13 protein-coding genes are annotated in these 22,542 nt (G+C 47.7%); 3 read left to right on the top strand and 10 right to left on the bottom strand.

What is annotated here, in order from left to right; genetic code table 11:
- Nucleotides 1-38 precede the first annotated feature (38 nt).
- A complete protein-coding gene (locus tag H6570_21450; GenBank protein MCB9321861.1) occupies nucleotides 39-2,786 on the top strand; it encodes an SUMF1/EgtB/PvdO family nonheme iron enzyme in 2,748 nt (915 codons plus the stop codon).
- Between the two features lie 57 nt (nucleotides 2,787-2,843).
- Here the strand turns inward: H6570_21450 and H6570_21455 are convergent, their stop codons facing one another.
- From H6570_21455 to H6570_21475, 5 genes are all read right to left on the bottom strand, one after another.
- On the bottom strand, nucleotides 2,844-5,351 hold the full coding sequence (locus H6570_21455) for a TonB-dependent receptor (protein ID MCB9321862.1): 2,508 nt from the start codon (nucleotides 5,349-5,351) through the stop codon (nucleotides 2,844-2,846).
- Between the two features lie 215 nt (nucleotides 5,352-5,566).
- Nucleotides 5,567-6,139 (bottom strand): DUF2911 domain-containing protein, encoded by a 573-nt coding sequence (locus H6570_21460; GenBank protein ID MCB9321863.1) that lies wholly within the window; start codon nucleotides 6,137-6,139, stop codon nucleotides 5,567-5,569.
- Between the two features lie 199 nt (nucleotides 6,140-6,338).
- Entirely contained in the window at nucleotides 6,339-7,505 is a 1,167-nt protein-coding gene (locus H6570_21465; GenBank protein ID MCB9321864.1) for a DUF819 family protein, read from the bottom strand.
- Nucleotides 7,502-8,614, bottom strand: coding sequence for a dipeptide epimerase (locus H6570_21470; GenBank protein ID MCB9321865.1), 1,113 nt, complete (start codon nucleotides 8,612-8,614; stop codon nucleotides 7,502-7,504). Before H6570_21470 ends, H6570_21465 begins: the two co-directional genes overlap by 4 nt.
- Nucleotides 8,615-8,821: 207 nt before the next feature.
- Complete coding sequence (locus tag H6570_21475; GenBank protein MCB9321866.1) at nucleotides 8,822-9,775, bottom strand: bifunctional helix-turn-helix transcriptional regulator/GNAT family N-acetyltransferase; 954 nt, start codon at nucleotides 9,773-9,775, stop codon at nucleotides 8,822-8,824.
- Between the two features lie 99 nt (nucleotides 9,776-9,874).
- On the opposite strand from H6570_21475, the gene H6570_21480 reads away from it, so the two are divergent.
- Entirely contained in the window at nucleotides 9,875-10,888 is a 1,014-nt protein-coding gene (locus tag H6570_21480; GenBank protein ID MCB9321867.1) for a ligase-associated DNA damage response exonuclease, read from the top strand.
- Nucleotides 10,885-12,480, top strand: a complete 1,596-nt coding sequence (locus tag H6570_21485; protein ID MCB9321868.1) for an ATP-dependent DNA ligase — start codon at nucleotides 10,885-10,887, stop codon at nucleotides 12,478-12,480. The genes H6570_21480 and H6570_21485 overlap by 4 nt, the downstream gene beginning before the upstream one ends.
- Before the next feature lie 281 nt (nucleotides 12,481-12,761).
- Here the strand turns inward: H6570_21485 and H6570_21490 are convergent, their stop codons facing one another.
- From H6570_21490 to H6570_21510, 5 genes are all read right to left on the bottom strand, one after another.
- Complete coding sequence (locus H6570_21490; protein MCB9321869.1) at nucleotides 12,762-13,322, bottom strand: hypothetical protein; 561 nt, start codon at nucleotides 13,320-13,322, stop codon at nucleotides 12,762-12,764.
- A gap of 80 nt (nucleotides 13,323-13,402) precedes the next feature.
- Nucleotides 13,403-14,563: a hypothetical protein gene (locus H6570_21495; protein ID MCB9321870.1), complete on the bottom strand. Its 1,161-nt coding sequence runs from the start codon at nucleotides 14,561-14,563 to the stop codon at nucleotides 13,403-13,405.
- A 224-nt stretch (nucleotides 14,564-14,787) separates the two neighbouring features.
- Nucleotides 14,788-15,807, bottom strand: coding sequence for a hypothetical protein (locus H6570_21500; GenBank protein ID MCB9321871.1), 1,020 nt, complete (start codon nucleotides 15,805-15,807; stop codon nucleotides 14,788-14,790).
- A 239-nt stretch (nucleotides 15,808-16,046) separates the two neighbouring features.
- Nucleotides 16,047-16,919, bottom strand: a complete 873-nt coding sequence (locus H6570_21505) for a hypothetical protein (GenBank protein ID MCB9321872.1) — start codon at nucleotides 16,917-16,919, stop codon at nucleotides 16,047-16,049.
- Nucleotides 16,920-18,431: 1,512 nt separating this feature from the next.
- Complete coding sequence (locus H6570_21510; protein MCB9321873.1) at nucleotides 18,432-22,490, bottom strand: response regulator; 4,059 nt, start codon at nucleotides 22,488-22,490, stop codon at nucleotides 18,432-18,434.
- Nucleotides 22,491-22,542 lie beyond the last annotated feature (52 nt).

The following is a 22,542-nucleotide window of genomic DNA, read 5'->3' on the forward strand; positions in this document are numbered from 1 at the left end:
GAAGTCAATTTTACCTATTTTACGACCAAAGAATCATCATGCGTTATTATTGGGGCATCACACTATTACTCCTGGTTCATTGGACGTATAGCCAAACTTTCTGGACGACCGGTCAGGGCCATCTCAACGGCATCAAATTGCCGGGTTCGAGCCTGGCCTTTGACCATCCATTACCCTGGGCAAGTGTGGAGGTGGATGGTGTTCTGCATCAGATCACCGGATCCGCTGTTGACTCCGTTTTGGAAGTTGGCGGCAGCCCGGACCTCCAGGGTGTCTTGCGCAGCCCGGTCTCGAAAAATGGCTATGGGCAAGTGACCCTGATCATTCGCAACACCGGGAAGGATACACTGACCCTCCGCAACCTGGTTCTGACCGGTGAAGATTCTACCCGGTATTATATTACCGGGTATGGAGACCATTGGTTGTCGCGGTCCCGGTTATTCCGGCCGGGTCAGAGCTCCGTACCGGTCATCCTGCCCGATGATGCCTGGGAGATGGGTTATGCCGATGTACCTGTCGGTAAGGATCAGGGTGTAGCATTTCTTTGCCGGCGTAAATCCTGGACTTCAGCTGCCCGTCGTCGTTTTGAGACCGATCTTTTCCCCGGTGGTAAGGTTACATATCAGGCCTATGCCGTTCCTTATGCCGGAGGATGGCGGGATGGCATGCGGCAGGTATTTCAAAAACACTATTTGTTTGATCTGGATTCTGCCTTTGATGATCACCTTTATCAACGGCAGGACCTGGCCTGGATCCGGGATGTCGGCATGATCCATTTGATGATGAGCTGGGATAAAGAATTTTATGACCCGGATTCCGATCGTTATACCTGTCTGGACTTCCTGAAAAAAGCAAAACCAGCCTATGGCGGCATTGACGTGCTGGGTATCTGGCCTACCTGGCCTACCCTGGGGCTGGATCAACGCAACCAATACGACATGTTCAGGACCTTACCCGGCGGCCTTACCCGGCTCCGTGAAGTCGTTGATTCCTGTCACATTCTGGGTACCAAAGTCTTCATCGCTTACAACCCGTGGGATGAGAGCACCCGTAAAGAGGATCATTATGCCGGGTTGGAAGCGCTGACCCGCGCCCTGGACATCGACGGGGTCATCCTGGATACCCGCGGCAATGCCAGCATAGAGCTGCAAAATGCGGTGGACCGGGCCAAGCCTGGGGTAGTTCTGTTTAGCGAGGGCATGGCTGTCCCTAAAGATATGCCCGGGATCATCACCGGCCGGGTGCATAATGCCTTGTACTATCCGCCGGCGCTGAACCTCAATAAATTTATCCGTCCGGACTTTGCTATTTACCGGGTTGCCGAATGGGCTTACGAACCCATCCGCAGGGAATATGCCTTGTCATTATTTAATGGTTATGGCATCGAGATCAATGCATTTAGGCCGGGCTATCCCGACTGGATCGAACCCTATTTTCCATTTTTGGATCAGATACTCCGGCACCTGGATCAGCATCGCAGTACGTTCATGAAAAATTTTACTCCGCTGATTACCACCTACGAAGATCAGGTATTGGTGAATGGCTGGGGTGATGACGACAAAAAGGTCTATACCCTCCTCTCTTTATTGCCCGAAGGATATCAGGGCCCGCTGATCCAGCTTCAGGAAGGAGATGCAGGTCTGCACTGGGTGGACCTGTGGAATCACGAAGAAATGCGGTTTGATACAATAATGGGAAAGCACTACCTCCACGCCGAGATTGACCCGTATCCCAAAAAGTGGGCGGGAACCAATAACGAAAGCCAGCCCGGCCTCATCGCCGGATTTAAGCCCCACCTTGATGTCCGTTTGCAGGGAGACTCATTACAGCTGGCAAGTGACCGGAAGGGCACCATCCTGCTGTGGGAAACTATCCCCTCATCGTCACGGCAACCGGTAAGAAAGGAAATCATGGCCGGTAAAATCCAAAGCTGGCATCTGAATGACCTGGTGGGGACTTTTGAAGGCAAACTGATTGTACAGCTATTGGATGACCAGGGAGAATTGCGGGATGAAAGTATTCTGTCTATACCCCCCAGTATTCCCCGGTTAATGGCATCCAGTCCTGAGCGTGCCATAACCACCGACAAGAGCATGAAATCCATACCAGCCGGATCGTTTCATTATAAAGTCACCCATGGGTACGACTTCATACCTTACCCTGAACCTGCCGATCGCGGTTTGTTGCAGATGCCGGCCTATTTCATGGATGCGCATCCGGTCACCAACGGTCAGTTCAATCAATTCCTGCAGGCCACCCATTACCAGCCACAGGATACATCACGTTTCCTGGCACACTGGACGGGTGCACAGATACCGCAGGGACAAGAAAACTTCCCGGTGGTGTATGTAAGTCTGGAAGATGCCCAGGCCTATGCAGCATGGGCTGGCAAACGGTTGCCCACCGAGGCGGAATGGCAATATGCAGCTCAGACCGGAGAGGGCAACGACTGGCCCTGGGGAATGACCTACGACAGTACGCACTGCAATCCGGGTAATGGCCAACTGGAAGCGGTAGGCGCACATCCCGACGGTGCCAATCCCTGGGGCATTGAAGACCTGACCGGGGTAGTCTGGGAGCTCACGGCAGGGGAATACGTCAGCGGTTCCTATCGCTATCTGATCCTGAAAGGCGGCTCGTATTACCGGCCTACTTCCAGCAGCTGGTATGTGGAAGGGGGCCCTCAGCCACTGCATCGCCAGCAACAGTTGCTACGGGTTTCATCCGGCTTTGAACGAAATGCTACCATTGGATTCCGCTGCATGGCAGATCAGCTGAAGAAATAAAAAAGGGTTTGGACTGCTAAAGTCCAAACCCAGAAAAGCTTATGAAAATAAAGTTACTTACTTGCGCTGTTGTCCGCTGTTGCCTTGCATCTGGGTATTGTCACCACCGGATTTAAGGTCGTCGTTCTTGATGGAGCTTCCCCGCTCACGGGCTTTGAAGTCCAGCTTACCGAAACTATAGCGGAAGGTCACGCCTACCGAGCGGAACGGCATGCTGAAATTACTCGTTTGGGTAAAGGTGGCGCCACTCAATTCGGTTTTGAAATTCAGGTATTTCTGGAATGGAGCAACGGCACGGATCCCCAATGAAGCACGTTTATTCAAAAATTCCTTGCTGATACCAATGCTATACATGGAGAAGGATGGGAATGTTCCCTGCAGGGTGAAGCGTGGCGAATTAAAAAATCCAAAGGCTTCAATCTGCCAGTCCTTTTTCAACTTAAAGGATGTATTCCCGAATATGCGGTATTGCATGCCCTGGTTGGAGACCGACTCCCCGCCCAGATTGCTGGTGATATTCAGGTAATTCACATCGATGCTGCTGCGTAAAGTCCAGAATTTGGTGATCGGAAATGATCCGAAAACATTTAATCCGTAATTTTCAGACAGTCCCAGGTTCTGGAAGGAAGTAGATGCTACCCCTTCGTTATCGATGGTCAGGTAGCGCTCGATAACGTCTTTGGTCCGCCGGTAATAGATCGAAGAGTTCAACACCGATCCTTTCAGGAATGCGGTATAACCCAGGTCATACTGATCGGATAATTCCGGATTCAAATCCGGGTTACCATAGGAAATGTTCAATGGGTCAGAGATGTCCTGGAATGGGTTGATGTACTCGAGGCTCGGGCGCTGGATGCGCCGCGCATAGCTGACCTTCAGCGTCGAGAAATTCTTGAATTTGCGGGACAGGATCAGACTGGGGACAAAGTTGTCGTACTGATTGGTAAAGGTCGTTTCCCCTTGCTTCAGGTCACCGGCTATCGAGGTGTGCTCATAGCGCATTCCGGCAACCATGCTGTAAGCTGCATTGAAATTAACAGTCAGCGAACCGTAACCGGCATACACATCCTGATCATAGAGTAAGATGTTGGACCGCTGGGGATCGGTTAAGTATTCCGAGAGGTTGTAATCAAAATTGGAATAGCGCGAATCGGAATTGATCCTGCGGAAAACGGCTTTTGCACCGGTTTCCAGTTTGAACTTATCATTGAATGGATGGGTGTAATCGGATTGCAGGGTGTACTCACGGTTTACACCATCATTAAAGGTCTTTTGCTTCAGATCGGTACCGCCGTTTTCGTAGACGGTTGCTAATTCAGTGTTGTTCTTGGAGTTTTCACCGCTTAACTGAAATGCCAGGGTCAATTCCTGTCCCGGATTTTTGAATGTTTTCTTGAAGTCGGTATTCCAGTCAAATCCGTCACGTCCATTATTCCCATCAGTGGTCCGGCGATAGTTTTGAATCAGGTTTAGCGAAGGATCGTTGAATACGGCATCCTGGTAGCCATCCCGATTGAATGAAAATCCGCGCAGGTTGAAAGAGGTATTGATGCTGTTGTACGCATTGAAATCATAAAATGCGCCGGCAGTACCCCGGAATCCGATACGCTGCGTGGTGCTATTACCCACCTGGGAGAGCGTACGTACGGCATTTTCCAGGTAGTCTTCCCGGTAGAAGGAGGAAGGACCGTCCTGCGGCCAGGAAAAGAAGGTACCCCCACCACCATTAAGACCAAAACGTCCGCGGGCAAAATTGAAATTCAGGCCACCATTGTTCTGAATATTTCCCAGTGACCCATTCACTGAGCCGCTGAAACCGTCGATGGTTTTTTTCTTGGTAATGATGTTGATGATGCCACCGGTACCTTCGGCGTCGTATTTGGCGCCGGGAGTTGTGATGACTTCTACATTTTTGATCTGATCGGAAGGGATCATGCGCAAAGCATCACCGACGTTGGAGGAAAACATGCCGGATGGCTTGCCATTGATCAGGATTTGCAGGTTGCTTGAACCGCGGAGCGACACGTTACCATCCATGTCTACTGAAAGCAGAGGCACTTTGCGCAGCACATCGGTGGCATCCCCGCCGGCAGTGGACGGATCCTTATCCGCATTGTAGACGATGCGGTCCACTTTATTCTCTACGACAGCAGCCTGTCCGACCACTTCCACTTCATCAAGCATCAGCTGGTCCGATGACATCAATACAGTTCCCAGATCCACGTCCGGTTTGTCCGGTGTCAGTTCGATGTTGTAAATGGTTTTGGTCGTATAGCCGATGAAAGAAAGCTGAACGTCGTATTTGCCCAGGGGTAATTCGATGACTTTAAATACGCCGCCATCTTCACTCACCGTACCATTCACCACTTTGTCTGATCCGGCCTTTAGCACGGAGACGGTGGCAAATTCAACCATGGTTTGTGCCGTAGAATCCTGCAGTACTCCGGATATCTTACCGGTGATCGACGGGCCCTGTGTGCGCCCACTGATCGGCACCTGAGCCGATAGATATCCCGTGCTCAGGATCAGGGCGAAAAACAGAATAATGGTAAATGATTTTTTCATTGCAGTCAGTGATTTGTTTGATTTTCGGATGCAAACGTATGCCATTATCAATGGATGTCGCCAGTTTTCGTGGGCGCTGACCCGTTAATAATTCCTTAAAAAAGATCAACTCAGTGAATGTGTCGACGAAATATCATTTTCAGGAATAGCAAAAAAAATGCGTTCCGGGAGGCGAAACGCATTTGATTGAATCTGATTGGTTGGTTGTAGATTCCTTATTTAAATTTTACTGGTAGTTCTACCTTGGTGTGATCCCAGGCGAACAACAGCACGACCGAGCCATTTTCCTTATCCATAAAGGTGACGGTGAATGCTTCCACCTCGTCATCCATTTTGGAAACCGGGGCAGTTACCCGTGCGATGATTTTGGACTCATCCATATGGTATTGACCCCAGATGTAGAGATCGGTGCTAACTAAAAAAGTCCAGCTGTCTTCCTCTACCAGGGCAAACAGGCTGTATGTGCCGGCTTTCAGGGTTACATCCCCCAGCATGGCTTCGGTATAAAGCGTCAATTCGGTGGCTTCATTGGCACCCAGTCTCCATACTTCCCCATAAGGGACCAGCTCGCCAAAAATGCTGCGGCCTTTCTTTTGCGGGCGGGAATACAGGACTCTCGCTTTGGGTTGAATATCACGCTCTGCACCCTTCTGAAAGTTCCGGAATGCCGTGTTGGTGGGATAGTAGGCGACATCCAGGGGACTCTTGTCGATTGCAGGCAAATTCTCCTGCGCCCGGAGTGTTACAGTAAAGAAAACAAGAACAATTAAGGATATGGTATTTCTCATTAAGCAGACTTCTACACCTATCAAAATTAGTGAATTATATCATATGATCTGTTAATATTAACTCAATTTATGGTTGGGGGAGTATATAGGTGCCGATTATTGGCCTGTAAACTCCGTTTACGGAAACTCCAAACCCGGAACATGCCATCAATTTGGTCATGTAAATTCCAGATGATCTTGAAGGGAATATCGGTTGAAATTAACCGGTGATAGCCCCAAAGCCAATGCCAAGGATGGTGCCGATTACGTAACCCAGAATGGCGATCAGAATGGCCGGGGTCACCGCCATCTTCATTCCATAATTGGCAGCCATTGGAGCCGAAACGGAAGGTCCTCCGATATTGGCAATGGAAGCGATCGCTATCTCCTTGAGCGAAAATTTTAACCAGTATCCCGCAAGCATAATGAACAGGAAGTGAACGACCAGTATGATTGAAACGAAGCCGATAATGGCCGGGCTGGAATGCAATATGGCCTTGATGTCCGAGGCGGCGCCGATCGCTGCGATGAATACGAACATCATCCAGACGCCAATCGGGAAAGCGGTGGGCTCCAGTTTACTGAAATAAGCCGGGAAAACATTGACCAATACCAGGGTCAGGATCGTGATCACCACGATATCCATTTGGATGGAAGTATGTAACAGCTGTTGAAGAGGGCCGTTCAGGCCAACCCCTATGGCCACGATGGCGGCGGTGATCAATAAGATTTGTGCCAGGTTCTCAATTTTGAAACTGGCTATTGGGTCCGATTTATGTTCGATGATCTCCTTTTCTTCTTCACTGTAGTAAGGATAAAACCTGCGGATGATGCTCCAGACCGGGATAGTAAAAATGAGCAGGAAGTAGACATTGGTATAGACGTTGTCTACCGCTACACAAGCGGCGAACAACGGACTCCGCACGAAGTCCAGCGCTGCCGCTACCGACATGAAGTTTACGCTGCCACCGGTATAGGTTCCGATGAATACGCTGGCCACTTTGCTGGTGTCCGGGCCCAGGTTGATCACCAGATAGGCTATAATTGCACCTATGATGACACCTACCGTGCCCAGCAGGAAGAGGACGGTGAGCCGGCCGGCTTCCCGCCAGATCTTTTTGATTTGTGCATTAAACAATAACAGGGGAATCGAGAAAGGAACGAAATAAGTGAATACAAACTGGTAGGCCGGAACTTCAACCTGCTGGTCGGAGGCACTCGGTATTACATTGAAGGTAACCAACAGTGCACATCCCAGTATGGTGATAAAAACGCCGGATACTTTGCCATACCATCCCCGGGCCTCACCAACAATGCCGGCTGCTGCTGCCAGAACCAGAATGGTGAAAATGGTCAAGGACTGGCCCGGTCCGATAAGGGTACTCAAGAGATCACCTGTTGTGGTAACCGGGCCAAAAAGGCCGGATCCCAGGTAGCGCCAATACCGGGTTCGTGATCATCCAGTTCGACAGTGCCCTGGTCCGTGTACCGGATACCACCCTGGACAGGATCCTCAACCAGCATGATCGGGCTATCCATATCGTAATAATGAATGATGGGGTAAGCATAAACAAGGTGTGCCAGGGCGGTAATCGCAAACCGGGTTTCCGAAAAACAGCCGACCTGACAAATGATGTTGTTTTCAGTAGCCAGTTGCAGGATCCGGATTCCGTCCAGGATACCTCCGGACTTGCCCAGTTTTAGATTGAACTGATGACAGGCATTGAAATCGATCAAGCGCTGGGCATCTGTGGAGGTAAACAGGGACTCGTCGGCCATGATGGGCACCGGACTATTGGCAGTCAGATAGACTTGTCCGGCCAGGTCCCAGCGGGCGATCGGCTCTTCACAATGTCCGATACCCAGGGCACCGGCATGCTGCAATACGGATAAAGCATCCTCACGGGTCCATCCCTGGTTCGCGTCGATGCGAAGATCTATATCAGGTCCCACTGCTTTACGGATGGCATCCAGTCTGACCTTGTCCTCGGCTGCTGATTTGCCCAATTTGACTTTGATGGTTTCAAATCCGCTTCGGACGAACCGTATGGCCTGCTCTGCCATCACTTCCGGACGATCGATGCCGATGGTCATATCCGTAGGTAACGAGCGAACCATATCGCCTCCGAGGTAGCGGTAAAGGGGTTCACCGGCATGCCGGGCGTTTAGGTCGTAAAGGGCCAGGTCAAAGGCACTCTTCAGGTTTGTATTTCCAAATACAAAGCGGTCCAGATCGTGCATGCGGGCTTTGATATTCCGCGAATCTTCACCGATCCATTGTCGTGCCAGCGCCGGCGCCAGCGCAAACTGAGCAGCCTGCACTTCTCCGTTGATGCTTTGAAAGGGCGTGCATTCGCCAAACCCTTCCGCACCATCTGAATCCTGGATCCGGATGATGATCCCCGGCGCATCCGTGACGGTTTCACGCGAGATCACAAAGGGCTCGGTCAATGGAATGGAAAATGCATATACGGTAATGCGATCGATGGTCGGCATAGCTGCTTGATGTGTTGGGAGGTAAAATACAAATTAGTAGTCAGACCCCAGATATCAGGTTTCAGAGCAAAGCGAACAGATGCCGGATAAACAAATCCACAAATAAACAACTCAACAGATTTGCGACATACAAAATACGGACACTAGAAAACAGATGTAAGGCCAGACCACACAACCATAAAACCACAAAACCACAAAAACCACGTTTTACAGCGCCACCACCATCATCGCATGTAAAGGATCCGGTGCCGGAAAGCTGTGTTTGTACTTAGAAGTGTAAGTAAAGTGTTCGGCACGAAACAGGTATTCGGCAGCGACAAAAAACCGGGAGGTGTGGAATATGGCTTGCCGGCAACCGATGGACCGGGCATGGTCCAGCGCCTGTTGTAAAAGGCGTCTGCCGATCTGATGCCGCCGGTGATCCGGATGGACCCAGATGAATAGGATCTGGGCAATATCAAAACTAAGCCTTCTCACGGCGACCGTGCCAATGGTTTGTCCATCACGGGCATAAGCAAATAATTGTCCGCCGTCGTTGATGAGATGCTTTTTAGGGTTTTGCAGTAATTCCTCGACAGCAGGAACAGCAAGGTTTAGGGTTGCAAAATGACGGTAATGGTTGAGTACGGCAGGCCATTCTTCCGCCGGCAAAACATCAATGTTGATCGCCGCCATCTGGTGCCCTTTCCAGAGTTCCATCACCCGGTCATGAAACGACTGGGTGTTGAGCGAATACTCCAGATTACGGAGGATCAGAAAGAACTCCGGCGCTTTTTCGCGGATCCACTGTTCTGTCGCGCGCTCGGTGGCCTGCCACACAGGCAATAGTTTTTGAACCATTTCCTGACCTTTGGCCGTCAGGGTGAGCTTGCGTTTGCGCTTGTCGCGCCGGTCGTTTACAGAGGTAAGGTATCCGGCAGATTCCATAGCTTTGGTGATGGTATGGATCTCCGGATGTGACTTGTTCAGCTGCTGGGCGATCGAGGTCACGGGCATGGGTTCCGCTTTCAGATGCAGCAAATTCAGCAGATTCATCCAGCGTACCGGGAAATCCACGCCAACCGATTCATAGATCTTATTTTCTTCCTGATTGAGACGATCCAGGAAACCACGTAGCCTGGATCGCAGTGTTAAATATTGATTATCAATTATATAATCCATTTTACGTAATTAATTACGTATTCAATATACATATTTATTATCGTAATTTTAACCATCGGAAAGATCCATATCTTCGGGATATTGTTAGCGGTATGACACATGGCATTAATGACATTCAGCGATAAGGGTTTCTATTGCCCGCCCGGAGATTTCTACATCGATCCCTGGCGCCAGGTATCCAAAGCAGTGATCACCCACGCCCACTCGGATCATGCCCGCTCCGGCCACCGGCAGTACATCGCCCAGCAGGATTCCATACCGCTGCTCAAATTGCGGCTGGGCTCTTTTATCCAGGCTACCGGATATCCTTACGGTGTTCCATTTACCATCCGTGGTGTCAGGGTTTCTTTTCATCCGGCGGCACATGTCCTTGGCTCAGCACAGGTCCGGCTGGAATACAAAGGTGAAGTGTGGGTGGTGACCGGAGACTACAAACTGGCCCGGGATCCGCTGGCCGGTACGTTCGAACCGGTACCCTGCCATACCTTCATCACCGAATGTACCTTCGGTTTACCCATCTATCAATGGCCCGAGCCTGGTGAGGTTTTTGCCGGTATCAACCAGTGGTGGAGGCAGAATAAAGAAGAAGGAAGGACCTCCATTTTATCGGCATATTCGTTGGGTAAGGCACAGCGTATCCTCTGCAGTGTGGATGCCGGGATCGGTCCCATCTATACACATGGAGCCATCGAGAACACCCATGATGTGATCCGCCAGATGGGCATTACATTGCCCCCGACACAGCGCATTACAGATAAAACCAACAAAAAAGACCTGACCGGGGCCCTGGTCCTCACCCCATCTGCGGGAATGGCGTCCAACTGGATTAGCCGGTTTGCCGATCCGGAGACGGCCACCGCATCAGGCTGGATGATGGTCCGTGGCAACCGCCGCCGGCAAAGCGTGGATCGCGGATTTGTCCTTTCCGATCATGCCGATTGGAATGCCTTGAATGCCGTGATCGGCGAACTGCATCCGGAGAAGATCTTCGTCACCCACGGGTTTACGGATTTGTTCGCCCGCTGGCTGCGGGAACAGGGTTACGATGCCGATGTGGTGCGCACCGAGTATTCCGGGGAAAATGGAGAGCCGGCGGAGGAGGCCAACGGATGAAGCTGTTTGCCAAACTTTACCGGGACCTGGATCAGACCACCAGCACCAACCGCAAGCTGGAGGCACTGGCTGAATATTTTCGAACTGCACCTCATGAGGACGCGTTGTGGACCATTGCCCTGTTCTCCCACCGCCGGCCCCGCCGTACCGTGACCACGACCTTATTGCGTTTGTGGGCTGCTGAATCTGCCGGTATTCCCTTGTGGCTTTTTGAAGCCAGTTACGACATGGTAGGTGATCTGGCGGAAGCCATTGCGCTGGTTACCCCGCCGCCGGAACGAAGCGAAACGGTGCGAACCCTGAAAGACTGGATACGCTTCATGCAGGATCTCAAGGATGTTGATGAAGAGGCCAAGCGAAAGGCTATCATCGAAGCGTGGAGTCAACTGGAACAGGATGAACGGTTCCTGTTCAATAAACTGCTCACCGGAGGCTTCCGGATCGGTGTCTCTCAACAGATGGTGACAAAGGCGCTGGCGCAGGTATTGGATATGGAAGAGAATGCACTAGCTCACCGGCTGATGGGTGACTGGACACCGGATAATACAACCTGGGATGCATTATTCCATAGCGACTCTGCCCTTGATGATCACTCCAAGCCTTTTCCGTTTTACCTGGCCTATGCCCTGGAAGGAGCACCACAGGAGTTGGGATCCTTGTCCGGATGGGCGGCCGAACGAAAATGGGACGGCATCAGGGGGCAATATATTCATCGTGGCAGCAACTGGTTTTTATGGTCCCGTGGCGAGGAGTTGATCACCGGTAAATTTCCTGAACTGGATATCCTCCGACAGGTATTGCCTCCGGGTACGGTCCTGGACGGTGAGATCATGCCCTGGAAAGATGAAAAACCCTTACCGTTTGCCGACCTGCAGAAACGTATCGGGAGGAAGAATGTCTCTAAGAAATTGATGACGGAGATACCGGTCATCTTCAAAGCGTATGACCTGCTGGAGTGGGAGAGCAAGGACATCCGGGAGCGTCCTTACCGGGAGCGACGGGAAATCCTGGATCCTTTGATTGAGCAAATACCAGCTGGATTTCCTATCCGTTTATCGCCTATCGTCACCGCAGAGAACTGGGAAGAGCTTTCCGCGATCCGGTCGCGTGCCCGTGAAGAACACTGTGAAGGACTGATGCTCAAGCGGATGGATTCTGCCTATGGCACCGGAAGGAAGAAGGGCGACTGGTGGAAGTGGAAGATCGATCCGCTCACCATCGATGCGGTGATGATCTATGCCCAGCGAGGTCATGGCCGCCGTGCCAGCCTCTTCACCGACTTCACCTTTGCCGTCCTCGATGGCGAGCAGCTCATCCCCTTCACCAAGGCCTACTCCGGCCTCACCGATGCCGAGTTTGCTGAGGTCAATGTTTTCATCCGCGACAATACCCTGGAGCGCTTTGGGCCCGTCTCCGTCGTCAAGCCCGAGCTGGTCTTCGAGATCGCCTTCGAAGGCATCCAGGCCTCCAGCCGCCACAAGTCGGGCATCGCCTTGCGCTTCCCGAGGATCAAAAGGTGGCGGAAGGATAAGGTGAGGAAAGAAGCGAATACTTTTGAAGATTTGCGGTGGATGTTGGAAAGGTACGGGTAGAAATGTTGAATGCTGAGTGTTGAATGTTGAATGGGGAAACTCAAATTCAACAAACTAATTGTCATTTCGAGCGAAGTCCGAAGCATGAGGACGTAGTCGAGAAATCTCATTAAAGCATTGAGGGAATCCTGCAAACGAAAAAAACGGTGTGAATTGCTCCACACCGTTTCTTACTCGAAGAGAAAGGAATGTTATTGGGTTACCATCAATTTTTGAAGTCACGATTATCCAATGAATTGTATGGCCAGGAATTTCTCTGCTTATATTAAAAGGCTATTAATTCAAACATTACACCCGTAAGTTATTTTAATGTTTCCAGTATGACCTCGTACATCAAGATAAGTGCCTATGCCCACATCTGTGCAATTGATTGGTATTGTAATATTTGAATAATAGCCAATATTTGTAACAATATAGTCGAGTCTCAATGTATAATTACCATCTAGATCGTATGTCCCACTTACGATGGATTTTTGCCCAGCGTCTGCTTGATTTATTTTCACGCCAGTACCTGAAAATAAGCCGTCAGCGAATTCTGTAATAGTTAATTGATGTGTGTGAACTCCATTAAATGCATAACCTTCAAGTGTAAAGCATCCCTCTCCGATTATTACCTTGTCTCCATGATCCAAATGAGTAGTCAGAGCATTTTTGTTCACTTCGATTACATCACTTTCCCTATTTTCATTTAAGTGACATATCAGGGCTTTTCCCTGTTTGACATTTGAAGCAATAATTGAAGTTGTAGACTTTTCATTTGGAGAAGTTACAATATGCTCACAAGAACTAAAAATAATAACAGAAAATAGAAATAGATATAGGTGAATTTTTATAGTTGGCATAATGTAAAGTTTACTTGATTAATTAAACAACGATAAAATCAGGGTGTCCTCTCCGGCATTCATCTCTCTCACTATGAAACTTAAAAACATTCATCTGTTGTGATATCGATCTGGGTCCCGCCGATGATCTTGTTATCCACGCCACAATCCTTCACGGTTTGGCCTGGTTTGAAATAACCCCGGTTATCATGGGTGAATGGAGTCAGGAAGCCAAAGCGCTCGGAGTCACCGACAAAATCAAAATCATAACTGCCATTGTTGGAAGCGGTATTGGCCACCAGTAAATTGGCATAAGCGCCATCTATGGTTACAAATCCCGCGTATAGGTTGTCGTGTGAATTATTTAAGGCTATGATCCAGTGATTGGCTGGTTCCGCAGCGCCTACTACCGTGCCATCATAGGCAATGTAGGCTTCCGGGACCTTGCAAAGAATATGTCCGTAAAAGTTTCCGGAGGTTTCATTTCCCATACAAATACCTCCCTTAACACACTCCCAAATGCCGAATACACTCTGTTGTATGGTATTGTTGGTAATGCTGCAACTGTTGCCATTCATGATGACCACACCATAAGCATCGGCCACTTCATTGGTGTACCAGATATCCGATGTCGTGATGTCATTATGATGTACTTTAAATTGATTACCACCATTATTGAGAATGGCAATCTGAAATCCGTTGAACGTGCATTCACGTACGATGGCTTTATTACCGGTATTCCAGATACCCACCCCTCCGATGGTCACATCCGGTGTAATGGAAATGCCTTCGATAATTGTTCCTACTCCATGGGTAATAATTCCAGGTTGAATGGAGGCCGTATAATCCAGGATATCTGGTGCATGCAGGGTAAGTTCCGCACCCTCTTCACCTTTGATACGCACCTTACTGTCGATGATCAATTGTGCCAATTCGGTATGCATGCCCGCTTCCAGCACTACCGTTCCACCTTCACCTGCTTCGGCAATGGCATCTGCCAGGGCATCAACCGAACCTGCCGGAACGGTAACAGTATTTCCTGAACGGAATTCGAGCAAATCTTCGTCATTCAACAGTGTTTTAATAAGGGCAATTTCTTCCGGGGGGAAAGCATCTGGCATTTCCTGTTGAGCAAATTGCAGCACCTGGTCAGGAGTACGTAATTCGGTTGTTTGCAGCGGTGTATCCATTTTTGCAATGGGTTCCTTGGTGCAGGCAATCAGGGAAACGAATCCCAGCAGTACAATGGTTTTCTTTGTCATGTTTTTTATTGATTATTGGACGTTAAAGAATTTTTATTTAGTAATCAGTAATCAGTAATCAGTAATCAGTAATCAGTAGTCAGTAATCAGAGGAAGGTTATGATTAAAAATAGCCAGGATAAATGGCCGGATTTTTACTCCCGGAGTGTTTCGTACAGTCATCCAATGGTGTATTGAAATCATCAATGAATTATTGCTGCTTCAACAATCATTATCCCTTGTTATTAATAACAGGCATCGATGGAAGTGTCTACTTTATCCCCGCCATAGATTTTGTTGTCTACGCCACAGTCCTTTACGATTTGACCCGTTTTAAAGTAACCTCGATTATCGTGAGAACCGGGAACTAAAAATCCAAACCGATCGGTGTCCTTGGTGAATTCAAAATCATAATTGGCATTGTCAGCGGCTTTATTGGAGACCAGAAGATTATAATTGGCGCCGTCAATAATTACAAAGCCTGTATCGTAATTGTCATGGGAATTGTTTAGTGCAAGTATCCAATGGTTTCCCGGGTTGTGGGACCCCGTCAGATTACCGTAAGGATCGGTATATATATCTTCGGGTACATTGCACAAAATCTGGCCATAAAGGCATGCTGTAGTCTCATTGCCCATATTGATCCCGCCTTTGTCACACGACCAGATACCGAAGATGCATCCGGTAACATTATTGTTCGTAATGCTTGCGCTGCGTCCATTCATATTGATGACACCATGGACTTCGACACTGAAGTCGGACAACCAGATATCCGCCCCCACGATGGTATTGGCATGGACACGCATCTGGTCACCCGCATCATTGATGATTGATAATTCAAATAGGTCAAAATTATTATGGTGAATATTCACCTTATCTGCGGAGTGAATCCAGATGCAATTGCCTCCCAAATCCGTATCCGGAAGAAAATGGATATTGCTGATCTCAACTTTGTCAGCCTCGATCAGAATTCCCGGATCATTAACGTAACTGCGGGCATCAGGTGAGTGAACGACCAATACAGCGTCCGGTTCTCCCGTAAGCTTGATCGGAACATTTAATACGACGCGGTTATTTTCGGTGTGCATGCCGGACTCCAGGACCACCGTACCTCCTTCGCCTGCTTCGGCAATCGCATCTGCCAGGGCATCAACCGAACCTGCCGGGACGGTAACCGTATTTCCGGAACGAACCTCGAATATTTCATCATTAATTAATAATGATTTAATACGTGTAATTTCTTCCGGTGTATATTCATCCGGCATCTCCTGTTGTGCGAATTGTAAAACTTCTTCGGCAGTACTTAACTCTTTAACTGGTTCGGTTGTTCAATTTTGGTTACCGGCTCTTTGGTGCAGGTGATCAGCGATAGCAATCCCAGGAATACAATGGTTCTTTTAAGCATGGTTAATTGAGTTTTGGACGTTAGTAAATGATTTTATGGTTTTTTGTTGAAGTGGTATTTTGGTGTTACTAAAATTAACAAGGCATGGGTTAGGAATTTCTACTCCCGGAGTACTTCGTACTGCCAGCCGATGCGGTGTAGATAATGAACCGCTTCCTTACAGGTGGTGAATGGATAATGGAAATATTCACTGGCGATCCTCAGGATCTTGCGCTGGTAATTTTTGATATCCATGGATTTCCATCCGGTAATACGTTCGATATCTTTGATGCCTGCTTCCGGGTTTTGAAAGTAGATCTCGAATATTTTTCCATGGATAGGATCGAAGCGGATATCGAGAATATGACGAAAATATTGCCGAGCTTCCATCATAAGCCCATCTCTAATTTTAGAAAACCCAATGGACTTAAAAAGTAATTCTGGTGGTTCGAGCAATTCACCCTTATAAGGATGACCCATAAAATGTTGATTGACCTGAGAAATCATCATTCCCTGATCATCTACTTCCAATGGAAAACTAGATTGATATACCCAGTAGTAATTGCCATTTGAATGTTTCATTGGTACCCGAATACGATAGCAAGGATATGATCCCTCAGAAATCAGATTGCGATATTGGATACTTGCGGCATAAGAAGCATGAGCAAACTGAAGAAATAATTGTAATCGATGTGGGTTTATCCAGCTAAGCATATCCCTAATAGGTAAACCATTAAAAGTTGGTTGGATGTCATTGTAACCTAATGCATCTTTTAGCCCGGCAGTAAACTGAATTCTTCTGTCTTTCAGATTGAGCACCATCCAGAATAAATTTTGTATGATCATAGGATGCATTTCTTGATTGATCTGTCCAAATAGTTCTTGAGTCCGACCACTACTTACAAGTCCCAATTGATTTGCATATTGTGTACTGTAAGTGTCGTAGGCATCAAGAATCTCTTTTTGCCGAACTGTACCAATTCCTTTAACCATGAATTGTTTTTACTCCACCAAACTAAATCCAGGAGTAAAATGGGGTCTGGACTATTGTTCCGAATGTTAGCATTATTGTTTACAGGATTGTTACACGGAGGGTCACAAAGGAGGTACAGAGTTCCACAGAGGGTGGAAAATGTCATTATTACAACAATGAATAAGCTCCACAACATAATCCTGACAATAAGCTCAGTGCACCTCTGTGCAAGACTCCGCGTACCTCTGTGAGAAGTTACTTGAGATATTCACGGAATTCCGGAGCGTACTGACGCTGGCTTCACCCGGTGAATATCAAAAGGAAAAAAAATAAACTCAGCGCACCTCTGTGCATAACTCCGTGTACCTCTGTGGTTCCCCCTATCAACTCCTGTCTTCTGAGGGCGGGAGGTAATTACACGGAGACACAGCGATTCACAGAGAAGTTACTTGAGATATTCACAGCATTCTGGAGTGTACTGACGCTGGCTTCACCCGGTGAATATCAAAAGGATAAAAAATAAACTCCGTGCACCTCTGTGCCCAACTCCGCGTACCTCTGTGGTTCCCTTATCAAGTCCTGTCTTCTGAGGGCGGGAGGTAATTACACTGCGACACCGCGTTTCACAGAGAAGTTATTAGAGATTTTCACAGCATTCCGGAGCGTACTGACGCTGGCTTCACCCGGTGAATATCAAAAGGATAAAAAATAAACTCCGTGCACCTCTGTGCACGACTCCGCGTACCTCTGTGGTTCCCTTATCAAGTCCTGTCTTCTGAGGGCGGGAGGTAATTACACTGCGACACCGCGTTTCACAGAGAAGTTATTAGAGATATTCACCAGAAATCCGGAGAGTACTGACGCTGGCTTCACCCGGTGAATATCAAAAGGAAAAAAAATAACTCAGTGCACCTCTGTGCAAGACTCCGCGTACCTCTGTGGTTCCCTTATCAAGTCCTGTCTTCTGAGGGCGGGAGGTAATTACACTGCGACACCGCGTTTCACAGAGAAGTTATTAGAGATATTCACCAGAAATCCGGAGAGTACTGACGCTGGCTTCACCCGGTGAATATCAAAAGGAAAAAAAATAACTCAGTGCACCTCTGTGCAAGACTCCGCGTACCTCTGTGGTTCCCTTATCAAGTCCTGTCTTCTGAGGGCGGGAGGTAATTACACTGCGACACCGCGTTTCACAGAGAAGTTATTAGAGATATTCACCAGAAATCCGGAGCGTACTGACACTGGCTTCACCGGGTGAATATCAATAGGATAAAAAATAAACTCAGCGCACCTCTGTGCAGGACTCCGTGTAACTCTGTGGTATCCCCTATCAACTCCTGTCTTCCGAGGGCGGGAGGTAATTACACTGAGGAGCAGGGAAGAGACACAGCGTTTCACAGAGAAGTTATTTGAGATATTCCTGCATTCCGGAAAGTACTGACGCTGGCTTCACCCGGTGAATATCAATAGGATAAAAAATAAACTCAGCGCACCTCTGTGCCTAACTCCGTGTAACTCTGTGGTTCCCCTTATCAACTCCTGTCTTCCGACGGCGTCACGCCATATTCCTCATGGTAGCACCTGCTGAAATAATTGGGATCGCTGAAGCCCACCGAGTAGGCGACGTCTGCCACCTGCCGGTCGGATTGCAGCAATAATTCCTTCCCTTTCTGTAGCCGGATGGTGCGGATCACATGGGAGGTGGATCTTCCGGTGAGCGCCACCAACTTATTGTGCAACTGGGTACGGCTGACGAGCAGAGACTGACACAATTGAGGGATGGCAAAGTTCGGGTCCTCCAGGTGCTCCAGCACGGTCTGGCGAATTTTCGTGATGAAGGCATCCTCTTGTTGAAATTCTTCCTCTTTCCGTATCATGATCCCCGGATCGAAATAGGCATAGCGGTCCTGGAGCTTCTTGCGGAGGGCCAGCATCTGCTCCATACGAACCAGCAGTTCTTCACGGTTGAATGGTTTGATCAGGTAGGCATCGGCTCCTTTCCGGTATCCGGACATTCGGGAGGCATCATCTGCCTTGGCGGTTAGCAGGATCACGGGAATATGACTGGTCCTTTCATCATTTTTCAGCGTGGTGCATACTTCAAAGCCATCCATTTCAGGCATCATGACATCGCTGATAACCAGATCGGGCACTTGTTCGATGGCTTTTTCCACGCCGGCTTTGCCATTTACAGCCTCCTGGACGTGGTATTGTTCAGGCAAACAGGATCGCAGGTATGCGCGGACATCGGTATTATCTTCAATGATCAGAATGCGGGAGAGGGCCTGATCAACCTTTATTTCATTTGCATGAGGACCGGAGGAGACAGCAAATTCTGAGGCCAGCGGTCCAAAGGATGGCAGGGCGGTCCAGGCGGACCGCTTCGGTGCTTGTCGCGTGATTGGTATTTTCACGGTGAATGCTGTTCCCTCCCCAAGGTTGCTTTCAACCATAATGTCACCATGCATCACCTGGACCAGTTCTTTGGTGAGGGCCAGGCCGATACCGGTTCCTTCTCCCCGGCGGGTAGCACTGGACTCCACCTGGAAAAACCGGTCAAACAGATGTGGGAGGCTTTCCGGTGCGATGCCTATACCATCGTCCGCCACCGACAACCGAATTTCTTGATCTGCTTCGGTGATCCTCACCGATACATTTCCATCATCGGGGGTGAATTTGATTGCGTTGGAGATCAGGTTTTGCACGATCTGTTGATAACGCAGGGGATCAAAATCAACCAATATTGGCGTTGCAGGGATGCTGCATTGCAGCCGGATGTTTTTCTGCTCCGCCAGCGAATGAAACGACTCGGTCAGGTATTTGGTGAAGGCACCGATATCGTCCTGTACCGGATCCAGGACCAGTTTTCCGGCTTCGAGCTTGGCCAGATCCAGCATCTGGTTGACCAGTTGCAGTAAATTGTTCCCATTACGATCGATGGTCTGCAGGTGTTCGAAGATCTGCTTTTGTTCCAGCAGGGGAAATTGCTCCCGGATGATGTTGGTCAAACCCAGGATGACCGTCAGCGGCGTGCGGAACTCATGGGTTATGTTGGTGTACAGAGCGGTTTTGATGCCGTCCAATTCTTTCAGCCGGTCTGCTTCCTGTTTTTCAGCTGCCAGTTGTGCTTTGAGCAGCCACCGACGTCGCTGAAAAAGGTAGATGCCGGTTAACAAGAGCAGCACGGCGACTCCGTAGAGTGTATAAGCCCACCAGGTCCTCCACCAGGGTGGCAGGATGGTGATCTTCAGGGTGCGCCCTTCTTCGTTCCAGACACCGTCCGGGTTAGCGGCTTTGACATGGAAGGTATAATGTCCGGGATTGAGGTTGGTATACGTGGCGGAACGCTGGCTGCCCACGTATTGCCAGTCATTTTGAAATCCATCCAGGTAATGGGCGTACTTGATGCGGCCCGGATTGGTATAATGCAGGCCCGCATAGGTCAGGGTAATGACGTTGAAATGGTAGGGCAGGGTGATGGAGGTGGTGTAGTCGAGCGATTGGGGCAAGTAAAAGGTGTCACGATTGTGGAGCTGGTGTTCATTCCTTGCTATAGAAACGGACCGGTTGAAAATTTGCAAATCGGTGAATACCAACTGAGGAACGATGGTGTCATCCTGAAAATCATCCGGATTAAAATAATCAAAGCCTATCGTTCCTTCAGAGAGGATATATCCCGTCTCCGGATCCTGACACGATCCAAAGGCATCGAATTCAGGATTGTAGAAGCCATCCTTGCTGTTGTAATTGCGAATGGCACCGGTCTTCAGATTGTACCGACTCCAGCCCCGGAAGGTGCAAAGCCAGATATTTCCGTGGTGATCCGGGAAAATGGCAAAAATATTGTTATTCGCTAAGCCTTCTTTTTCTCCAACTATTCTAAATGCATCCGTTGACGGATCATAAATATTCAGGCCACCGCCATAAGTGCCAACATAAACATAACCAGCGGAGTCTTCAAAGAAACTAAATCCGGTGTTTTCTCCAATGGAACCAGTTACATCATTATCGTGAGTATATTTAATAAATGTATCTTTTTCTTTTGGCTTTTTGTAGACACCTTCCCGGCTGCCAAACCAGAGATTCCCTTTCGAATCTTCAAAGATTTTTCGCATTGCATTATTTGGTAAGTAGTGGATGAAAGAATTAGCACCTTGCTTCAACATTCCTAAACCATGATCCCAACTGGCAAGCCAAATATTACCTTGACTATCTTCATAAATATCTTTGACTTTTCGTAAATAATAATTTATGGAGTCTTTCGGACCTGTTAAATATGACTTTAAACTCTTGGTTTTCTCATCATAAATTATCACTCCCAGATCACCGCCCATCCATAGCCTACCTTCACAATCTCTAAGAAAACATAATACGGATTTTAGTTTTTGAGTAACCTTATTTTGTATTTTCGGTAAAAATGGTCTGATTTGATTTGAATTTGGAGAAAACTGAATTAATTCAGAACCTTCGGCCATCAGAAACTTATTCTGACCAATTGGAACAGAGGACCTAACATAATATGCGTTATTTACCTTTCTGGTATATTCACAATCAAAGGACTTAATGATGTTATTAGAATTATTTTTTAGAATAGACACTCCATTGACTGTTTCAACCCATAAATTCCTATTTAGATCAAACATTAGGTTTGAAATGGTGCCTCCTTTCATGCTAAACCTGAATCCATCAACATATTTTATTGTTTGAAATGACTTACTGATTGAAGAAAAAATAATTAATTCCTCATCAACGCCAATCCAGTAATGATTATTATTCGTTGCACTATAACCTATATCATTAAAACGAACCAATGGCTTGGGATAAAAATCCCATTTATTTGAATTTGGATTGCCGCTGACAAAACCATCAAAAGAAAAGAATTCCAATAATTCATTACTGGAAAATCTTTTTTTTACTGGCTGAAGAAAATGATAATTGTTTAAAGCATCAAATATTGAATCTGTAATCAGTAGTTTTTTGTTCAAGTCAATTTTTTTTACTCCTCGATATAATGTACAATACAATGAGTTTTCGTATTCAAATATCTTTTCATTCCCAATTCGCAAACTATCTGCCAGAATTTCTGTAGTAAGAATTTTTTCAATTCTATTATTGGAATTATTAAATTGAAATAAATTCGTCCAACTCAAGAATAATACTTCACCTTTTTTTGAAATATATACGAAATATATTTCTTCATTATAGTCTTTCAATCCAATTTTAGAATTGCTATATTGTATAAATTGATTTTTATCTCGTTGATAATAGCTTAAACCATTTTGAGTTACTATCCATAAATTTCCTAAGCTATCTTCTGCTATATCATTGATTTTATTGTCGATTATTGAAAGTGAGTCATTCGGATCGTTATAGTACCATTTGGTTTCGTAACCATCGAATCTTGACAAGCCTGAATACCCGCCAAACCAAATATATCCGTAAGAATCTTGGAATGATGCAACAGTTGCTATATCAGAGAAGCCCTGCTCCTCCGGTATCTCATCAAACTTATAAATCCTGGTTTGCCCGGTAAGTGTAGTACCCGGGCTACAGAGGCAGTACCATAGCAATAGAGCTATCCAGCGATGCATGATGGTCAGCAGATTGTTCCTCGATTAAGTTAACACAATACCGGTAGATATC

The organism is Lewinellaceae bacterium (assembly GCA_020636135.1).
GTDB lineage: Bacteria > Bacteroidota > Bacteroidia > Chitinophagales > Saprospiraceae > JAGQXC01.

What these genes read in the sequence shown, in the direction of transcription:
- H6570_21450 (MCB9321861.1), top strand. Translation starts at nt 39, where the DNA reads ATGCGTTATTATTGGGGCATCACACTATTACTCCTGGTTCATTGGACG.
- H6570_21455 (MCB9321862.1), bottom strand. Translation starts at nt 5,351, where the DNA reads ATGAAAAAATCATTTACCATTATTCTGTTTTTCGCCCTGATCCTGAGC.
- H6570_21460 (MCB9321863.1), bottom strand. Translation starts at nt 6,139, where the DNA reads ATGAGAAATACCATATCCTTAATTGTTCTTGTTTTCTTTACTGTAACA.
- H6570_21470 (MCB9321865.1), bottom strand. Translation starts at nt 8,614, where the DNA reads ATGCCGACCATCGATCGCATTACCGTATATGCATTTTCCATTCCATTG.
- H6570_21475 (MCB9321866.1), bottom strand. Translation starts at nt 9,775, where the DNA reads ATGGATTATATAATTGATAATCAATATTTAACACTGCGATCCAGGCTA.
- H6570_21480 (MCB9321867.1), top strand. Translation starts at nt 9,875, where the DNA reads ATGGCATTAATGACATTCAGCGATAAGGGTTTCTATTGCCCGCCCGGA.
- H6570_21485 (MCB9321868.1), top strand. Translation starts at nt 10,885, where the DNA reads ATGAAGCTGTTTGCCAAACTTTACCGGGACCTGGATCAGACCACCAGC.
- H6570_21490 (MCB9321869.1), bottom strand. Translation starts at nt 13,322, where the DNA reads ATGCCAACTATAAAAATTCACCTATATCTATTTCTATTTTCTGTTATT.
- H6570_21495 (MCB9321870.1), bottom strand. Translation starts at nt 14,563, where the DNA reads ATGACAAAGAAAACCATTGTACTGCTGGGATTCGTTTCCCTGATTGCC.
- H6570_21500 (MCB9321871.1), bottom strand. Translation starts at nt 15,807, where the DNA reads ATGCCGGATGAATATACACCGGAAGAAATTACACGTATTAAATCATTA.
- H6570_21505 (MCB9321872.1), bottom strand. Translation starts at nt 16,919, where the DNA reads ATGGTTAAAGGAATTGGTACAGTTCGGCAAAAAGAGATTCTTGATGCC.
- H6570_21510 (MCB9321873.1), bottom strand. Translation starts at nt 22,490, where the DNA reads ATGCATCGCTGGATAGCTCTATTGCTATGGTACTGCCTCTGTAGCCCG.